This is a genomic window from Streptomyces sp. 4N509B (genome assembly GCF_052245655.1).
In the GTDB taxonomy this organism is placed as follows: Bacteria; Actinomycetota; Actinomycetes; order Streptomycetales; family Streptomycetaceae; genus Streptomyces.
Window position 1 is genome coordinate 21,388 of the sequence record NZ_JBQQBZ010000053.1, and the last position, 17,702, is coordinate 39,089.

The following is a 17,702-nucleotide window of genomic DNA, read 5'->3' on the forward strand; positions in this document are numbered from 1 at the left end:
GCCCCCCGCAACGGGCCCCAGGGAGAGTTGACATGGCGTCTTACAGCGGTCGCGGCGTGCACGGGCAGGTGGTGCACGCGCTCGGCGTCCGCATCGTGGGCGGGGAACTGCCCGAGGGCGCGACGCTGGACCTGCGGGTGGTCGGCGAGGAGCTGGGCGTCAGCATCACCGTCATGCGGGAGTCCCTGAAGGTGCTGGCCGGCAAGGGGCTCGTCGACGCCCGCCAGAAGCGCGGCACCTTCGTCCGGTCACGCGGCCACTGGAACCTCCTGGACCCCGACGTCATCCGCTGGCACATGGACGGCGGGGTCGGCGAACGGCTGATGCGGAACCTGGCCGACGTGCGCTCCATCGTCGAACCGGCCGCCGCCCACCGCGCCGCGCTCCACCGGACCGAGGCCGACCTCGACGCCCTGGAGTCGGCGCTCTCGGCCATGGCGGGCGCCCGCGCCGACTCCCTCGCGGCCGCCGAGGCCGACACCTCCTTCCACCGGGCGCTGCTGGCCGCGACGGGCAACGAGATGCTCGCCCGCATGGACCTGCTGCTGGAGCCCGTGCTGCGGGAACGTGACCGCGTGGTGCACGCGCACGCCGGCGCCCACGACCCGGTGCCCAGCCACCGCGCGGTGCTCGACGCCGTCCGCGACCAGGACCCGGCGCGCGCCGAGCTCGCGATGCTCGACCTCCTCGCCATGGCGGTGCGCGACCTCGACGAGGTCGCCGGCTACACCACGCGGCGGGCGCCCGCCACGCCCCGGACACCCGCCGCGAGGACGCCGCGGGACGACGAGCGGGGCGTGCGGACCGAGGGCCCGTGAACCGAGCGCCCGTGGAACTGCGGTCCGTGGACCGAGGGCCCGTGGACCGACGCCCGCCCACGCCGCCCCCGAGCGCGTCGGACCGTCACCCCCGGCGTCGCGTCTCCTCCTGGAGGAAGGCCCGGAAGGCTCGCGGCGGCCGGCCGGTGACGCGCTGGACGGTGTCGGTGACGCGGTCCTCCGCCCCGTCGGCGATGGCCCGGTCCAGTTCGGCGAGCAGGGAGGCGAACTCCACGGGCATCAGCGCGGCCAGGCGCTCGCGCAGCCGCTCGGGGGAGACGCGACGGTGGACCACCCGCCGCCCCGTGACATCGGTGACGACACGGGCGACGTCGTCGTAGCTGAGCGCCTCGGGACCGGTCAGCACGAGGCCGGCGTTGGGCGCGTGCTCGTCGGTCAGGGCGTGGAAGGCGACGGCCGCGATGTCCTCGGCGTCGACGAAACCGACCTGGCCGCTCCCGGTGGCGGTCTCGACGACTCCCTCCTCCCGGATGCCGTCGGCGTGCGGGTGCGCCCCGGTGAGGTTCTGCATGAACCACGAGGGCCGCAGCACCGCCCACTGGTCGAAGAGCTGGGGCAGCGCCCGATGCACCCTTCCCACGGCCGGGCCACCCTCGGGGATCGCCGAGGAGCCGAGGAGCACCGCGCGGCGCACGCCGGCGTCGCGGGCCCGCCGGAGGAAGGCGAGCATGACCGCCGACGGGTCGCTGTCGCCCGGCGGCGGCACGAGGTAGACGCGCTCGACGCCGTCGAGGGCGGCGGCGTGGGTGGCGGGCTCGTACCAGTCGAAGCGGACCGGCCGGGCGCCGGGAACCGCGGTGGCGGTGCGACTGGCGGCCCTGACGCGGTGGCCGGCGGCCGTCAGCCGGGCGGCGGTGCGCCCCCCGGTGGTGCCGGTGGCGCCGACGACCAACGTGGTGGGCCCGGACTCTGACACGGACACGGGCGCCGGCGAGGGCGCGGGAGCGGGAGCGGGAGCGGGAGCGGGCAGGGACATGGGTATCCTCGTCTCGTCTGAATCCGGACCCAGAGCCCGGTTCACGATACGGACCCTGGGTCCGCTTCGCAATCGGAGGAGCAGCGTGCCCGAGCGCAGACCCCGCAAGGACGCCACCCGCAACCGGCAGGCGCTCCTCGCCGCCGCCGACGAGCTCTTCACCCGGCGCGAGAGCCCCGAGGACGTCACCATGGCCGACGTCGCGGCGGCGGCCGGCGTCGGCAAGGGCACGCTCTTCCGAGCCTTCGGCGACCGCACCGGGCTGCTCCGCGCGCTGTACGAGGCGCGGTTCGAACCGCTCAGGGAGGCCGTCGAGTCGGGCCCGCCGCCCCTCGGGCCCGCCACTCCCCCGCTTCGGCGCGTGCCCGCCCTGCTCGACGCCGCCCTGTGCTTCAAGCTCGACAACCGCCGCCTCGCGCTGGCGCTGGAGGAGTCCGGGGGCACGAGCCCCTACCAGGCCGAGCACTACGGGCACTGGCACGGTCTGCTCCAGGCCCTGCTGGACCAGATCCCCGGCGTGGCGGACGCCGGATTCACCGCCCACGCGCTGCTCGCGGCCACCCGCGCCGACCTCGTCGAGCACCTCGCCGGGCGCGAGGGCGTGCCGCGCGAGACGCTGCGGGCGCAGCTGGCGAACCTCACCGCGAGGGTCCTGGCCCCTCACCCGCCCCGGGACTGACCGGCGCCCGGGGCGACGGGGCCGGCCTTCGGCAGTGGCCTCACGCACGGCTGTTGGGCGGCGCGAACGGTCCGCGCCCCGTTCTCCGCCCACCACCGGCCTCGACGGCGGGTGGGCGGATAACGAGGCGCGGGCGCGGCGACCCTCGGTCAGCCGACGACCAGACTCACCACGCAGACGGCGGCGAAGCCCGTGAGACCGACGAGGGACTTCATCACGGTCCACGACCTCAGGGTGTCGGCCACGGACATCCCGAAGTACCGGTTGGCCATCCAGAAGCCGGAGTCGTTGATGTGGGAGAACGCCGCGCCGCCGCAGGCGATCGCGATGGTCGTCAGCGCGATCGTGGCGGAGCTGGCGTTCAGCGACTCCGCGATGGGCGCGCTGAAGGTCGCTCCGGTGACCATCGCGACCATGCCGGAGCCCTGGCAGATCCGCATGATCGACGAGACCAGGAAGCCGAAGACCACCAGCGGGATGCTGGCGTCCTTCATGGCGTCCGCCAGCACGTCGCCCATCCCGGACTCGACCAGGACACCGCCGAAGGCGCCGCCCGCCCCGGTGACCAGGATGATCTGTCCGGCCGGCGCCAGGGCGGCGGAGGTCAGCGCGCGGATCTCCTCGCCCGTGGCGCCGACCCGGACGCCGAAGAACCAGAGGGTGTAGAGGGCCGTCAGCAGCAGGGCGATGACCGGGTGGCCGACGAACATGAGCGTGGTCGACAGGGCCGACCCCTCGGGCGCGGCCTTCTCGCCGATCGTGCCGAGGACGATCAGACCCAGCGGCAGCAGCAGCGCGCCCAGCACGGACCGGAAGCTCGGCAGCGGCGTGGCCGCCTGCTCCTCGCCGGTGGCGTCGTCCCCGCCGACCTCGCCGTTGGCGTCGCCCGGTCCCCCGGTGGCCACGGCACCGGAGCCGCCGCTGCCGCCCTTCGCGCGGCCGAGGGTGGCCTTGCTCTCGGCCAGCAGGTGGGTGGGGACGGGCACGTGGATCCGCCGGGAGATGTACCGGCCGAAGATCGGCCCGGCGACGGTCACCGCGGGGATGCCGCAGATCACGCCGAAGAGGACGACCAGGCCGAGGTCGGCGTCGAGGATGCCGGAGGCGGCGAGCGGCCCCGGGGAGGGCGGCATGAACGTGTAGGCGCAGCTCAGCCCGGCGCACATCGGGATCCCGTAGTACAGCAGGGACTTGCCGGTGCGCTGCGCGATGCCGTAGAGCATCGGGACGAGGATCACGATCGCGACGTCGATGTAGACCGAGATCGCGACGAGGAAGCCGGCGGCGCCGAGGCCCCAGGCGATGTTCTTGTCGGAGAAGCGGCCGACGAGGGTCGTCGCGATGCGTTCCGCGGCGCCGGCCCGTTGCAGCACGGTGCCGAAGATCGCGCCGAGGCTGATGATGATCGCCAGCTCGCCGAGCTCGCCGCCCATCTCCTCGACCACGAGGTCGATGAGGTCGACGGGGTTGGTTCCCACGAGCAGGCCGAAGGTGAGGGTGGTCACCAGCAGGGCCAGGAACTCCTGGACCTTGAATCTGATCACCAGCAGCAACAGGAACGCGATCGCCACCACCGCGGCTATCAGCGTCCAGGTGGAACTGTCCATCTCATCTCCATTGATGTGGTCGTGCGGGGGTCACCGAGGGCGCGGAACGGTGCCGCGGATCGTCTCGGCCTGGAGGAAGCGGAAGTCGCAGCCCTCCTCGGCCTGGGTGACCTGTTCGGCGAAGAGGCGGCCGTAGCCGCGGCCGGGGGTGGGGAGGGGGCGGGCCGGCGCCTGGCGGGCTCGGTTCGCGAGCTCGGCCTCGTCGACCTCCAGCTCCAGCAGCCGTTCGCTGACGCTGAGCCGGATCACGTCGCCGGTGCGGACGTGGGCGAGCGTGCCGCCGAGGGCCGCCTCGGGCGAGACGTGCAGCACGATCGTGCCGGCCGCGGTGCCCGACATGCGGCCGTCGGAGACGCGCACCATGTCCTTGACGCCCTGTCGGGCGAGCTTGCGTGGGATGGGGATGTATCCGGCCTCGGGCATGCCCGGGGCGCCCACGGGGCCGATGTGCTTGAGGACCAGCACGTCGTCGGGGTGCACGTCGAGGTCCTCGTCGTCGATGCGCGCCGCGAGGTCGGCGGCGTCCTCGAAGACCACGGCCCGACCGCGGTGGTCGAGCAGCTCGGGGCTGGCCGCCACCTGCTTGATGATGGCGCCGCCCGGCGCGAGGTTGCCGCGCAGCACGGCGATGCCGCCCTCGGGGTAGATCGGTTCCGTCCGGGGGCGGATCACGTCCTGGGGGAACGGCTCGGGCGCGTCGTCCAGCTCCTCGCCGAGGGTGCGTCCCGTGACGGTGAGCGCGTCGAGGTTGAGCAGGTCGCGCAGCTCGCGCAGCAGCCGGGGGACGCCGCCGGCGCGGTGCAGGTGCTCCATGTAGTGTTCGCCGGCCGGCTTGAGGTTGACCAGCACCGGCGTCTCGCGGCTGATCTGGTCGAAGCGGTCCAGGTCCAGCGCGTAGCCGAGCCGGCCGGCCACGGCGGCCAGGTGGACGAGACCGTTGGTGGAGCCGCCGACGGCCAGCAGCACGCGCAGGGCGTTCTCCAGCGCCTCGACGGTCAGGACGCGGTCGATGGTCAGGCCCTCGTGGGCCATCTCCACCGCGCGCCGGCCGGTGAGCTCGGCGATCCGCGTGCGGTCGGCGGTCGGCGCGGGGGGCGTGGCGCTGCCGGGCAGGGCGATGCCGGCGGCCTCGGCGACGCAGGCCATGGTGCTGGCGGTCCCGGCGACGGAGCAGGTGCCGACGCTGCCCACCAGGCGGCCGTTGACCTCGGAGATCTCGGCCGCGTCGATCTCGCCGGCCCGGTACCGGCCCCAGAACGCGCGGCAGTCGGTGCAGGCTCCGACGGTGCGCCCGCGGTGGGAGCCGGTGAGCATCGAGCCGGTGACGAGCTGGATCGCGGGCTTGCCCGCCGAGGCGGCGCCCATGAGCTGGGCCGGCACCGTCTTGTCGCAGCCGCCGATGAGCACGACGGCGTCCACGGGCAGGGCGCGGATCATCTCCTCGGTGTCCATCGACATGAGGTTGCGCAGGAACATGCTGGTGGGGTGCGAGAAGCTCTCGTGCAGGGAGATCGTCGGGAACTCGACGGGCAGCCCGCCGGAGAGCATCACGCCGCGCTTGACCGCCTCGACGAGCTGCGGGACGTTGCCGTGGCACGGGTTGAAGCCGCTGCCGGTGTCGACGATGCCGACGACCGGGCGGTCCAGGGCGTCGTCGGTGTACCCGGCGCCCTTGATGAAGGCCGTCCGCAGGAACAGCGCGAACTCCTCGTCCCCGTAACTCACCAGGCCGCCCCGCATGCCCCGGGGGGAGGTCCCGCCGTCCGTCATCTCTGCCGCCCTCATTATTGATAATCTCGTCGATATTGGCGCGGGCATGTAATCACGCCACCCCGACGGTGGACAAGTCCCATGTCAGAATGTGCGGCGATGGACGCGACGCCAGCGAGGGAGGGCAGGCCCGTGGCGGAAGGGGACGTGCCTCTCCCCCGGACGGACCCCGGGCAGGACGTGGCAGGGCGGCTGGAGGAGGAGATCGTCCTCGGCCTCCGCTTCCCTCGTGAACGGCTCGTCGAGGACGAGCTCATGGAGCGGTACGCCGCCAAGCGCCACGTCGTGCGCCGCGCCCTCCAGGACCTAGAGCACCGCGGCCTGGTCGAGCGGCGACCCAACGTCGGGGCGTACGTCCGCGCCTACACCGCCAAGGAGGTCCGCGACATCTACGCGGTCCGCGAGCTGCTGGAGACGCACTGCGCCCGCGGCATCGTCCTGCCCGTGCCCGAGGAGCGGCTCGACGCCCTGGTCGCGATCCAGCGGCGGCACGACGCCGCCGTGGAGGCGGACGACCTGCGCGGCATCGTGCACGCGAACACGGCCTTCCACCAGGCGCTCTTCGCCCTCTCGGACAACGACGCGCTGGTCGCGGCGATCCTCCGCCACGCCCAGATGACCCTCGCCATCCGGTCCGTGACCGCCACCTCCCCCACCTCCCAGGTCGTCTCGCAGCGCGAGCACTGGACGATGATCCGCGCGCTGCGCGAGGCGGACCCCGAGCTGCTGGCGGAGACCTGCCGGGCCCACCTGCTGCCCTCCCGCGACGCCTACCTGCGCCGGGTGGAGGCCGCCGCCTCCGGGCGGCGCGGCGAGCCCGCGCACGGCTGAGCAACGGCGCGTCCGCGCCGGCACCCGAGCGTCTCCGCCAGTGTCAGTGGCATCCGTTACGTTCCGTGGCATGACCTCACACGCCGGGGATTCCCTCGGGCCACCCGTCGCCGACTCATGGGCGAGGATCGACGCCTGGCTGGCCCGGCACGCGCCGGTCAGCCGTGGACTGTTACGCCCGCCCGCGACGCCGACGGACGTCGAGGCCGCCGAGCGGCGGCTCGGTCTGACCTTCTGCCCCGACCTGGTCGCGTCGCTCCTGTGCCACGACGGCACGGAGCGTGGGGCGGGCGCGCCGGTGCTCAGTTTCTGCGGACCGTTCGCGGGTCTGGCGGAGCTGGTGCGGGACGCGGAGCTGCTGCGCTCGGTGAACGACCATGTGTACCCCCAGGACGGGGACGCGGACGAGGAGGGCGAGAAGGAAGGAGCCGAGCTGGCCGCGTTCTGGCGGCGCGAGTGGCTGCTGGTCACCCGGGGCATCGGCTGGGAGGCCCAGGACGGGCTCTTCGTCACCTGCCGGGAGGGCGAGCACTACGGCCGGGTGGGCCGGTTCTTCAACGAGGACGCCCCGTCGTTCACCGAATGGGCCTCCCTACGGCAGGTGGTGGCCGCCTTCGCCGACGCGCTGGAGCGGCGGCTCCCGGTGCGCGGCCAGGTGCCCGTGGCGTTCGAGGGACGGCTCCTGTGGGACACGGAGACCTCGGTGGTGCCGCGCCCGCGTTCCCCGCTCACGCTCGCGGGCGAGACGCCGGAGCCGACCGCGCCGCCCCCGGCCCCCATCCCCGCGCCGCCGCGCCCTCGGCAGCACGGGGCCTCCATCGAACTCATGGTGGTGCGGCGCGGGGCTCCCGCTCCGCCGGAGCCGTACCAGCCTGGGCTGGTCTTCGCCGCAGGGCTGGGGCCGGACGAGCTGTTGCGCCGGATCGGGGTGCGGCCCGAGACGCTGCGCGAGCGCTCCCGGCGGCAGGCCCGGCACGCCGCGGCCGGCGCGTGGGCCGCCCGGCTGCCGCTGATGCGCGCGGGTACCGCCCGGGAGTGGGCGTTCGCGCTCGATGAGGCGGGGGAGGCCCAGGGGAGGAGGCCGGAGGTGCTGCGGCGGGTCTCGGCGGGCACCCGCGCCGTCGCGCTGTGGAAGGACGGTCCCGAGGTGCGGCTCGTCGCGTACGGGGACGGGACGCCCGCCGGGGACGTCGAGGTGTTCAGGTCCCGGCCGGGCGGCGTAGGGAGGCGGACCATCGGTGCCGCGGCCCGAACGGTTCAGTACGGCGTTGGCGACCGCTGGCCGGACGCCTCCGCCGCGTACACCCGCCTGGTGGCCTCGCTTGAGGGCCGCTTCGGCATAGCCTTCGACCCCGAGCTCGCCAGCGCCCAGGAGTTGCTCAGCGGGCTGGTGCTGCCGCTGCTCCCGGACCTCCCAGAGCCCGCCCGCCGGCGCCCGCTGGTCGGCCGCGACTTCGACCTGGCCGACCTGGTGGCACGCACGGAGCCGGAGGTGTTGCGAGCCGCGCTGACGGCGCAGCTGCGGCGGCTGACCGGGGAGACGGGGCTGGGGGCGCATCCCGAAATCCCGCCGGCCCTGGACCGCCTCGCGCGCGGCGAGGCGGTCCCCCTCACCGACGACGACCCTCTCGGCGTCCGGCTGCGGACGGTGTTCGCCGAGGCGCGGGCGGCCGAGCCCCCGCGCGGGCGCAGGAGGGGCGGAGACGAACCGCCGCTCCTGGTCACCCAGGACGAGGGCCTGGCCTGGCAGCAGCGCGCACGGGCCGGCTCCGCCCTGCGCCACGTCGCCGAGCTGCCCGCTCCCCTGGCCGCGCCAGCGGTCCTCAACGCCCGGCTGTCCGCGGACTGGCGAAGGGAGTTGACGAGCGACCTCGCAGCCGCCCGATCCGCCCTGGGCGGGTAGGGCCGGGACGGACGGTGCCGTGCACGGGCCCCGTGCGCGGGGAGTTGACGTCACACGGCGTGGTCTCATACTGCCGAGCAAGGGGGCTGGGAGCGCTCCTTCGTCGGACCGTTCTCGACCGATAGGCATCTCATGGACCACAGACCCGTTGCCCGTACCCGAGCCGTCCTGTCCCGCGCCGTCACCGCCTCCGCGCTCAGCGGCCTGCTGCTGGCCGGCACCCTGGCCGGCGACGCAGGCGCGCACGGCGCCACCACCTCCCCGCCCTCGCGTGCCTACGGGTGCTTCGAGCGGTGGGGCACCGACCCCGACCCGGCCATGGAGTGGCGGGACCCCATGTGCTGGCAGGCGTGGCAGGCGAACCCGACCGCCGTGTGGGACTGGGGCGGCGTGAACCGCACGGGCGTGGGGGGCGACCATCGGGGGGCGGTCCCCGACGGTCAGCTCTGTAGCGGCGGGCTGGCGAGGAACGGCCTGTACGCGGCCTTCGACGAGCCCGGCCCGTGGCACGCCACCGTCCTGCCCCGGCGGTTCCTGCTGACGATCTCCGACCTGGTCCCGCACGGCGCCGCCTACGTCCAGGTGTACATCTCCAGGCACGGTTTCGACCCGACCACCGAGCGGCTGGGCTGGGACGACCTCGAACTGGTCGTCATGACCGGCTCCTATCCCGGCCCCGGGTCGGGCGGCGTCTACCAGGTCGAGGTGGACGCGGGGAACCGCACCGGGCGGCACGTGGTCTTCACGCTCTGGCAGGCCGCCGACCGGGACGAGACGTCGTACCTGTGCAGCGACGTGATCTTCGAGTAGGCGACGGCCGACGACCGCGCGGGCAGCAGGCCGGGGAGCCGCACGCACAGCGAGGACGGCACGCCCCACCGCCCGGGGGCCCGCGCGCTCCCCGGCGGGTGTCAGTCCTGCCGCTCCACCGCGAACGACGTGCAGCCGGGGGCCCCGTCCCCCGTCGGGGACACATCTCCGTGGAGGCGGTCCGGCGTGCCCGCGGGTACCTCCGCCTCCAGGTCGACGAAGGAGAAGTCCTCCGGCTCGTCGATCCAGCGATCGCCGCGCAACACCATGACGCCGTCGCGCAGCGACCCGACCATGCTGAAGCTGCCGCTGGGCGTGCCCGGGTTGTCAGGGTGCGGGGAGAAGACGAACAGCGCCTCCAGCGCGTCCCCGCCCGGCGAGGTGATGGTCAGGTCCAGCGCGACCAGACCCAGGGCGCAGCGGTAGCTCCCCTCCCAGACCCCGACGACCGACGGCTCCTCCTCCGGGCTCGGCGTCGGGCTCCGCGTGGGGCTCGGTAACGGTCTCGGGTCCGTGGCGGGCTGGGACGCGGGAGCCGACGCGCCGGCCGACTCCGAGGCGGACGACGAAACGGACGGCGACGCCGACGCGTTCGCGTCGCCGCCGACGCGCGGTACCAGCCACGTCACCAGGCCGACGACGGCGGCCACGACGACCACCGCCAGGCCGATCACGGCAGGCGTGGCGCGCCGGGGCTGCGGCGACGGATCCCGCGCCGGCTCCGTCGGCGTCCGCGCCGCCGGCGGCGGGCTGGCCGCAGCTGCGGCGGCGACGGGCCCGGCCAGCGGCGCGGGCAGCCACGGGGCGCCCACGAACTCCGCCAGCTCCTCGACGAGCTCGGACACCGAAGGGCGCCCCGCCGGCTCCTTCGTCAGGCACCGCGCCACCAGTCCCCGCAGCCGGGGCGGCAACCCACTGAGGTCCGGTTCCTCCGAGGTGGTCCTGAACACGGCGCTCATGCCCGTTCCGAACACCTCGGTGCCGGTCGCCACGAACGCCAGCACCGCGCCCAGCGCGAACACGTCCGTGGCCGGCACGATCCCCGCCCCCGTCAGCTGCTCCGGGGCCATGTAGCCGAGCGAGCCGGCGACCGTCACCGACGCGGTGTCGTTCCCGTGGGCGTCGACGTGTCCGGCGATGCCGAAGTCGATGACGCGCGGTCCGTCCTCCGCGAGGATGACGTTCGACGGCTTGAGGTCGCGGTGCACGACGCCCGCCGCGTGGATCGCCTCCAACGCCTCGGCGAGGCCGGCCGCGAGGGCGAGCACGGCGGTCTCGGGCCAGCCGCCCCGACTCCTGACCGCCTCGTCGAGCGAGAGGCCGGGCACGTACGCGGTGGCGAGCCACGGCGGATCGCCCGACGGGTCGGCGTCGACCACGCCGGCCGTGAAGACGCCGTTCACCCGGCGGGCGGCGTCCACCTCGCGACGGAACCGCCGTCGGAACGCCGCGTCGTCGGCCAGATCCTCCCGGATCACCTTGACGGCGACCATCCGACCACCGCGGGACTGACCGAGGTAGACGGACCCCATCCCGCCCTGGCCCAGCCGCCCGACGATCCGGTACGGCCCCACCCTCGCCGGATCCCCCGGTGCCAACGCTCTGAACGTCACCTGTCAGTTGTACCCGGTCCGAGGCCGTGACGGGCACGGCGGGACCCCGGGATGTCCAGGGGATGGCGGCGGGCGCCCGCGACGGGCGAGCCCGGCCTCGTGCGGATCGTGGTCACCGGGGTTCCTGGTGGGAACGATCCCTCCACAGCGTCCTCCTCCTCTCACTCCGGCGGTACGGGCGAAGCGGCGTCACGACGGGAGCGGTCACGTGAGCGACAACAGCCGGATGGACGCGTTCCGGGCGTGCGTGGGCGGCTTCGCCTTCGGCGGCGACTACAACCCCGAGCAGTGGGACCGGTCCGTGTGGGACGAGGACGTCGCCCTCATGCGGCGCGCCGGGGTCAACCTGGTCACGCTCGGCGTCTTCGCCTGGGCGAGCCTGGAGCCGGAGCCCGGCCGGTTCACCTTCGACTGGATGGACGAGGTGATCGACCTCCTCCACGCGAACGGCGTCAGCGTGGACCTCGCCACCCCGACCGCCGCTCCCCCGGTCTGGCTGACCGACGGCCACCCGGAGGTCCACCCCGTCATGGAGGACGGCGAGACCTTCGGCTTCGGCAACCGGCTGCACTTCGACCCCACCTCCCCCCGGTACCGCGAGCACGCCGCCCGCATCACCACCGCGCTGGCCGAGCGGTACGCGCACCATCCCGCTGTCGTGATGTGGCACATCAGCAACGAGTACGGCCCGGTGCCGTACACGCCGCAGAGCGCGATCGCCTTCCGCGCCTGGCTGAGACGGCGGTACGGCACGCTGGCGGCGCTCAACGACGCCTGGTACACCCGCTTCTGGTCCCAGGTGTACACCTCCTGGGACCAGGTCAACCCGCCGGAGATCCCCCGCTCGTGGTCCAACCCGACACGCCGCCTGGACTACAAGCGGTTCGTCTCGGACGCGCTCCTGGAGTGCTTCGTCATGGAGCGGGACATCGTCCGCGCCCACCGCGACGACGTCCCCATCCTCACCAACTTCATGCGCTTCTACCGCCACGCCGACTACTGGCGGTGGGCGGCCGAGGAGGACGCCGCCGCGCTCGACATCTACCCCGACCCCGGCCACGCCGACAGCCACGTCTCCGCCGCGCTCAACTTCGACCTCATGCGCTCCCTGCGGGGCGAGCCGTGGCTGCTGATGGAGCAGGCCGCCAGCGGCGTGTCGCAGTGGCGGGTCAACAACGTCAAGCGTCCCGGCCAGCTGCGCCTGGGCTCCTACCAGGCGATCGCGCACGGCGCCGACAGCGTCCTGTTCTTCCAGTGGCGCGCCGGCCGTGGCGGGCACGAACGCTTCCACTCGGCGATGCTGCCGCACTCGGGCACCGCCTCGCGCACCTGGCGGGAGGTCGAGGCGCTCGGCAGGGAGCTGCCCGCGATCGCCGAGGCGGTCGGCACGGTCTCCCACGCCGAGATCGCCGTGCTGTTCGACTGGAACGCCTGGTGGGGGCTGACCGAGACGCACGGCCTGCCGCGCAACGACTTCGACTACCCGGCCGTCGTCACCGACCACTACCGCCCGCTCCTTCAAGCCCACCACGCCGTCGACATGGTCAACTTCGCCTCGGACCTCAGCGGCTACCGGGTCGTGGTCGTGCCCAACGCCTACCTGGTCGACGACCGCTTCGTCGAGGAGCTCACCCGCTTCGTCCACGGCGGGGGAACCCTGGTCTGCTCCTTCTTCTCCGGCGTCGTGGACGCCGACAACCAGGTGCGCCAGCCCGCCTACCCGGGCGCGTTCCGCGAGCTGGTCGGCTGTTACGTCGACGAGTACTGGCCGGCGAGGGAGGGCGAGACGTTCGACGTCGCGTTCGCCGACGGCACCACCACCCGGGCGGACTTCTGGCAGGACAGCATCCACCCGGAGACGGCCACCGTGCTGGCCTCCTACACCTCGGGGCTCCTCGCGGGCCGGCCGGCGGTCCTGGACAACGCCGTCGGCGCCGGGCGCGTGCGGTACGTCGGCACCCGGCTCGCGCCAGAGGCGCTGCGCGACCTCCTGGTCGCCGCCGTCGCCGACGCCGGGGTCACCCCGCTCGTGGCCGGGGCGCCGCCCCACGTGGAGGTGGCCCGCCGCCACTCCCCCGACGGGCCCCACGCGTACCTGTTCCTGCTCAACCACTCGGAGACGGAGACCGCGCGGGTCGCCGTGCCGGCCGACGGCCTCGACCTGCTCGCCGGCGCCCCGACCGGCGGCACCGTGGCCCTCGGCCCGCTGGGGGTGGCCGTGGTCAGGACCGGGTGAGCCGTCGTCCCGACCCCGACCCCGGGCTCCGGCCCCGCCCCGGCCCCGGGCGCCGGCCCCGCCCCGGCCCCGGGCGCCGGCCCCGGGCGCCGGGCCCGGGCGCCGTTCGGGGGGAGCGCTACTCGGCCACGAGCTCCCGCTTGAGGATCTTCCCCGTCGCCGTCATCGGCAGCGACTCGCGGAACTCCACGATCCGCGGGTACTTGTGGCCGCCCATGTTGCTGCGGCACCAGGCCACGAGGTCCGCCTCGCTGAGGCTCGCGCCCGGCCTGCGGATGACGAAGGCCTTGACCTCCTCGCCGTTGCGCTCGTCGGGCACACCGACGACGGCGGCGAGGCTCACCTCGGGATGGGTCAGCAGGGTCTCCTCGACCTCCCGGGGGTAGACGTTGAAGCCGCCCCGGATGATGAGGTCCTTGGTGCGGTCGACGATGTACAGGTACCCGTCCTCGTCGAGCCGTCCGACGTCGCCGGTGTGGAGCCAGCCGTCGGCGTCGACGGCCTCCGCGGTGGCCTCGGGGCGGCCGAGGTAGCCCTTCATCACGTTGTGGCCGCGGATCAGGACCTCCCCCGGCTCGTCGACGGCGGCGTCCGCGCCGTCGGGGCCCGCCACCCGCACCTGGACGCCCCACACCGGCAGCCCGACGGAGCCGGGCTTGCGGGGACGGTCGAAGCGGTTGAACGTGGCGACCGGGCTCGTCTCCGACAGGCCGTAGCCCTCCAGGATCGGCACGCCGAAGCGCTCCTCGAACTCCGTCAGCACCTCCACGGGCAGCGGGGAGCCGCCGGAGACCGAGATCCGCAGTCTTTCCGCTATCGCGGCGAGGTCGAAGGAGTCGGCGTCCTCGCAGTGCAGCAGCGACCAGTACATCGTCGGCACGCCGGCGAAGAACGTGACGCGCTCGCGCTCCATCAGCTCCAGGGCGGCCCGTGCCTCGAAGCGGGGCATCAGCGTGACCGTCGCGCCCGTCGCGAAGCCCGCGTTGAGCTGCACGGTCTGCCCGAAGGAGTGGAACAGCGGCAGGGCCACCAGGTGGACGTCGTGTCGCGCCGACCCGAAGATGCGGTCGGCCAGCAGGGCGTTGTTCACCATGTTGCTGTGGGTCAGCTCGGCGCCCTTGGGTCGGCCGGTGGTGCCGCTGGTGTAGAGGACGACCGCGGTGTCGGTCTCGTGGGTGGACACGCTCGCGAACGGGGCGGACGCGTCGCGCGTGAGGTCCGCGAGGGTCGCCGTCCCGTCGTCCGAGGTGGCGGTCGGGTCCGCGGTGATGAGGACGAAGTGCTCGCAGCCCTCGACGGCGTCGAAGGCCGCCCGGCCGGCGGTGGCCATGGGCAGCTGCGGCGTGCCCTCGAAGCAGAAGTACGCCTTCGCGCCGGAGTCCCTCAGGTGGTAGGCGATCTCCTGGTGGGTGAGCAGGATGTTCAGCGGCACGACCGTCGCCCCGGCCTTGAGGATGCCGTAGTAGACCACCGGGAACTGCGGCAGGTTCGGGCAGCTGAGGGCCACCCGGTCGCCGCGCCCGATGCCGCGTGCCGCGAGGGCCGCCGCGACGCGGCCGGCGGCGGCGTCGAGTTGCCCGTAGGTCAGTCGTCTCTCGCCGAGCACCACGGCGTCGCGCTCCGGCAACTCCCGCGCGGTGTGTTCCAGCAGCACGGCCAGGTTCAGCATCGTCGGCTCCCCCAGGGGTCGGTGGTCGGCGCGCCGTCGCGCCGAGACGACGAGCTTAGGCAGCGCCGACCCGCGAGGCGAGGGGCGGGACGCCTTCTCCTCGGGCGATCCTCGCCGGATCTCGCCGGCCGGCGCCGGCCTGCGCCGGCCGCGGCCGGCCGCGGCGTCAGGCCAGGCAGCTGAGGGGTGCGCCGCCGTTGTAGGTCACCATGTCGGCCAGGGCGGCGTGGAGGTCGACGGGCCCGCCGCGGGGGGTGCCGTCGAGTTCGGCGTAGGCGCGGTGGAGGTTGCCGACGATCCGTTCGGCGTCGGGCCAGTCGGCGAAACGGCCGAGGTCGGTGTCGCGGGCGGCGTCGAGCGGGGTGACGCCCGCCTGCCGGCCCCTGACGGCGAGGTCGGCGACGAACCGCAGGTAGTCGAGGGTGTCGCGCACGGGGGCGTCGTCGGTGAAGACGGGGCCGTGGCCCGGCACGACGGTGGCGGCGCCGAGCGGGCGCACGACCTCCTCGAGCACCTCGATGGCGCCGGTGACCGATCCCATGAGGAGGAAGGGCGTGCCGCCGTTGAAGACGAGGTCGCCGCAGTAGAGCACCGAGCGCTCCGGTATCCACACGAGCACGTCGTTGGTGGTGTGGGCGGGCGTGCCGACGTGTCGGACCTGGACGCGCAGCTCGCCGACGTGCACGGTGATCTCGTCGGTGAACGTGACGAACGGCGGGTCGAGGGTGAGGTCGCCCCAGTCGGTCTCGCTCCAGTACGGCATCGGGCGCGGCGGGCCGAACGCGAGGGCCTCCTGCCGCGCCCGCTCGTGGCCGAGGATCGTGGCCGTGGGGAAGAGGGAGTTGCCGAAGGTGTGGTCGCCGTGGTGGTGGGTGTTGATCACGGTGCGCACGGGCGCGGCGGTGACGCTGGCGATGGCCCGCTGGTAGGCGCGGGTGCGCCGCTCGGTCGAACAGGCGTCGACGCTGACGACGCCCTGGGGCCCCACGAGGAACCCGGTGTTGTTGATCCACCAGGTGCCGTCGGGCTGCACGTAGGCGAACACGCCGTCGGAGACCTCCCGCAGCTCGGGCGGGCCGGGGCGGGTGACATCGTGGGGGGAGCTGCTCACGCGCGGCTCCCATCCGGGTCGGTCCGCGGGGATGCCGGGGAAGCCGGTGACGCCGGGGAGGTCGGTGACGGCTGGGAGAGCGGTCGGGGCGGTGTCCCCGCCACGACGCGGGCCTCGATCGCGCCGAGCAGTTCCCCCTCCAGGCGCACCCGGTCGCCCTCGCGGAGGTACGGGTACCGCTCGGTGCCGTGCACCCGGGAGAGCTCCAGGACGCAGCCCGTGCCGACGGTTCCGCTGCCGACGACGTCGCCGGGGCGCACGCGGGTGCCCCGCGAGGCGTAGGCGATCATCTGGCCGAAGGACCAGTACAGGTCCGCCACGTTGCCCGCGCTGTAGGGGACGCCGTTGACCGAGGCGGTCAGCGTCAGGTCGTAGCCGCGGCGCGCGGCGCGGGGGGCGACCTCGTCGCGGGTGACCAGCCACGGGCCGAAGCCGTTGGCGGAGTCCTTGCCCTTGGCGGGGCCGAGGCCGATCCTCATCTCGGCGGCCTGGAGGTCGCGCGCGCTCCAGTCGCAGAACAGCACGAAGCCGGCGATGTGCTCCTCCGCCTCCTCAGGGGTCAGGTCGCTCCCCTCGCGGCCGATCACGACCGCGACCTCCAGTTCGTAGTCGAGCGCGGCGCTGCCCGGGGGGATCGCGACGTCGGCGCGGGCGCCGCGCGCCGCGGCGGGATTGGTGAAGTAGAAGACGGGCTGCTCGTACCAGAGCGGGTCGACGGTGTGGCCGATCGCGGCGCTGGCGGTGACGACGTGTTCCTCGAAGGCCATGAAGTCCCTGACGGAGGGCGGCTCCGGCACGGGCGGGAGGAGGTCGACGGCGGCGGGGTCGACGCTCTCGCCCGAGGCGAGCGCGGCCTGGCCCGCCTCGCGCAGGCGCGTGCCGTCGTCGCCGAGCAGGTCCACCAGGCGCCGCACCCCGGGGGCGGGGTGCAGCCGGTCGCCGTGCCAGACGCCGACGCGTTCCTCGCCGTCGGCGGTGCGGAAGGTACTCCAGCGCATGTCTGCTCCCGGGTGACGCGGCGCCCTCGGCGCGTGCCTGCTGGACCGCGGCCGCCTCCCGCGACCTCGACCGCGGCGGCGACCGCACCGAGCTTCCCGCGCGTGCCGTGGCGTGACAAGACGGCCCCGGGCGGCGGCCGGGCGGCGTCAGGTCCCGGAGGCGGCGAGGCGCTCCGCGCGGGCGGCGGTGTCGCCGGCCCGGCGTCGCGCCCGCTGGAGCTCGCGTTCGGTGCGGCGCAGCCGGTCGCGGGCGCGTCGCTGCCGGGACTCGGCCCGGCGCTGGCCCTCCTCGGCGTTCCGCAGCCGCGCCGCCAGGTCCTTGACCTGCCGGTGTGCGTCCTCCCGGTCCTCCGCCGCCTGGTCGGCCGCCTCGTGGGCTGCGTCGCGCGCCTGCTGGCATTCGTCGAGCTCCCGCGCGGCCCGACGCGCGTCCTGACGCGCGTCCCGCGCGGCGCGTTCGTGCTTCTCCCGCCGTGCCCGGTCCGCGCGTTCCTCCCGCGCGGCGCGTTCGGCGGCCCCGGCGGAAGGGGCGGCGCGCCGGGAAGCCCCGGGGCGCCGGGAGGGTCGGGACGGCTGGGGGGAGCGTGGCCGCGAGGGCGCGCCGGTCACGGGTCCCAGATCGGTGAACGCGGCGCTGGGGGGGGAGGGTGGGGGGCCAGA

The 17,702-nt window shown here is 74.4% G+C and carries 13 protein-coding genes and 1 pseudogene; 6 read left to right on the top strand and 8 right to left on the bottom strand.

The features are described from left to right. Positions 1 to 32: 32 nt before the first annotated feature. The gene (locus ACTWP5_RS29925) at positions 33 to 818 is read left to right on the top strand and encodes a FadR/GntR family transcriptional regulator (protein WP_443224302.1); all 786 of its coding nucleotides are present in this window, start codon (positions 33 to 35) and stop codon (positions 816 to 818) included. 85 nt (positions 819 to 903) lie between these two features. Here ACTWP5_RS29925 and ACTWP5_RS29930 read toward each other — a convergent pair whose 3' ends face one another. Continuing rightward, entirely contained in the window at positions 904 to 1,755 is an 852-nt protein-coding gene (locus ACTWP5_RS29930; RefSeq protein WP_443224316.1) for an NmrA family NAD(P)-binding protein, read from the bottom strand. Between the two features lie 145 nt (positions 1,756 to 1,900). Here ACTWP5_RS29930 and ACTWP5_RS29935 point away from each other — a divergent pair, with 145 nt between their 5' ends. Then, positions 1,901 to 2,494: a TetR/AcrR family transcriptional regulator gene (locus ACTWP5_RS29935; protein ID WP_443224303.1), complete on the top strand. Its 594-nt coding sequence runs from the start codon at positions 1,901 to 1,903 to the stop codon at positions 2,492 to 2,494. Between the two features lie 149 nt (positions 2,495 to 2,643). Here ACTWP5_RS29935 and ACTWP5_RS29940 read toward each other — a convergent pair whose 3' ends face one another. Both ACTWP5_RS29940 and ACTWP5_RS29945 read right to left on the bottom strand, forming a co-directional pair. After that, on the bottom strand, positions 2,644 to 4,101 hold the full coding sequence (locus ACTWP5_RS29940; RefSeq protein WP_443224304.1) for a GntP family permease: 1,458 nt from the start codon (positions 4,099 to 4,101) through the stop codon (positions 2,644 to 2,646). A gap of 30 nt (positions 4,102 to 4,131) precedes the next feature. Continuing rightward, complete coding sequence (locus tag ACTWP5_RS29945; RefSeq protein WP_443224305.1) at positions 4,132 to 5,871, bottom strand: IlvD/Edd family dehydratase; 1,740 nt, start codon at positions 5,869 to 5,871, stop codon at positions 4,132 to 4,134. Between the two features lie 99 nt (positions 5,872 to 5,970). Between ACTWP5_RS29945 and ACTWP5_RS29950 the strand changes: the two genes are divergently transcribed. The 3 genes from ACTWP5_RS29950 (at position 5,971) to ACTWP5_RS29960 (ending at position 9,415) form a co-directional block, all read left to right on the top strand. After that, positions 5,971 to 6,702 (top strand): GntR family transcriptional regulator, encoded by a 732-nt coding sequence (locus tag ACTWP5_RS29950; RefSeq protein WP_443224306.1) that lies wholly within the window; start codon positions 5,971 to 5,973, stop codon positions 6,700 to 6,702. A gap of 70 nt (positions 6,703 to 6,772) precedes the next feature. After that, a complete protein-coding gene (locus tag ACTWP5_RS29955) occupies positions 6,773 to 8,605 on the top strand; it encodes an SMI1/KNR4 family protein (protein WP_443224307.1) in 1,833 nt (610 codons plus the stop codon). A 132-nt stretch (positions 8,606 to 8,737) separates the two neighbouring features. After that, entirely contained in the window at positions 8,738 to 9,415 is a 678-nt protein-coding gene (locus tag ACTWP5_RS29960; RefSeq protein WP_443224308.1) for a lytic polysaccharide monooxygenase, read from the top strand. A 101-nt stretch (positions 9,416 to 9,516) separates the two neighbouring features. Here the strand turns inward: ACTWP5_RS29960 and ACTWP5_RS29965 are convergent, their stop codons facing one another. Beyond that, positions 9,517 to 11,028: a serine/threonine protein kinase gene (locus tag ACTWP5_RS29965; protein WP_443224309.1), complete on the bottom strand. Its 1,512-nt coding sequence runs from the start codon at positions 11,026 to 11,028 to the stop codon at positions 9,517 to 9,519. Between the two features lie 208 nt (positions 11,029 to 11,236). Between ACTWP5_RS29965 and ACTWP5_RS29970 the strand changes: the two genes are divergently transcribed. Further along, positions 11,237 to 13,264: a beta-galactosidase gene (locus ACTWP5_RS29970; RefSeq protein WP_443224310.1), complete on the top strand. Its 2,028-nt coding sequence runs from the start codon at positions 11,237 to 11,239 to the stop codon at positions 13,262 to 13,264. 118 nt (positions 13,265 to 13,382) lie between these two features. On the opposite strand, the gene ACTWP5_RS29975 is transcribed toward ACTWP5_RS29970, so the two are convergent. The 4 genes and pseudogenes from ACTWP5_RS29975 to ACTWP5_RS29990 form a co-directional block, all read right to left on the bottom strand. Continuing rightward, positions 13,383 to 14,933, bottom strand: a complete 1,551-nt coding sequence (locus tag ACTWP5_RS29975) for a long-chain-fatty-acid--CoA ligase (protein ID WP_443224311.1) — start codon at positions 14,931 to 14,933, stop codon at positions 13,383 to 13,385. Between the two features lie 166 nt (positions 14,934 to 15,099). Continuing rightward, entirely contained in the window at positions 15,100 to 16,044 is a 945-nt protein-coding gene (locus tag ACTWP5_RS29980) for an MBL fold metallo-hydrolase (RefSeq protein WP_443224312.1), read from the bottom strand. Beyond that, on the bottom strand, positions 16,041 to 17,042 hold the full coding sequence (locus ACTWP5_RS29985) for a fumarylacetoacetate hydrolase family protein (RefSeq protein ID WP_443224313.1): 1,002 nt from the start codon (positions 17,040 to 17,042) through the stop codon (positions 16,041 to 16,043). The genes ACTWP5_RS29980 and ACTWP5_RS29985 overlap by 4 nt, the downstream gene beginning before the upstream one ends. Positions 17,043 to 17,189: 147 nt before the next feature. After that, positions 17,190 to 17,702: pseudogene (locus tag ACTWP5_RS29990) on the bottom strand (hypothetical protein); the annotation flags it as partial.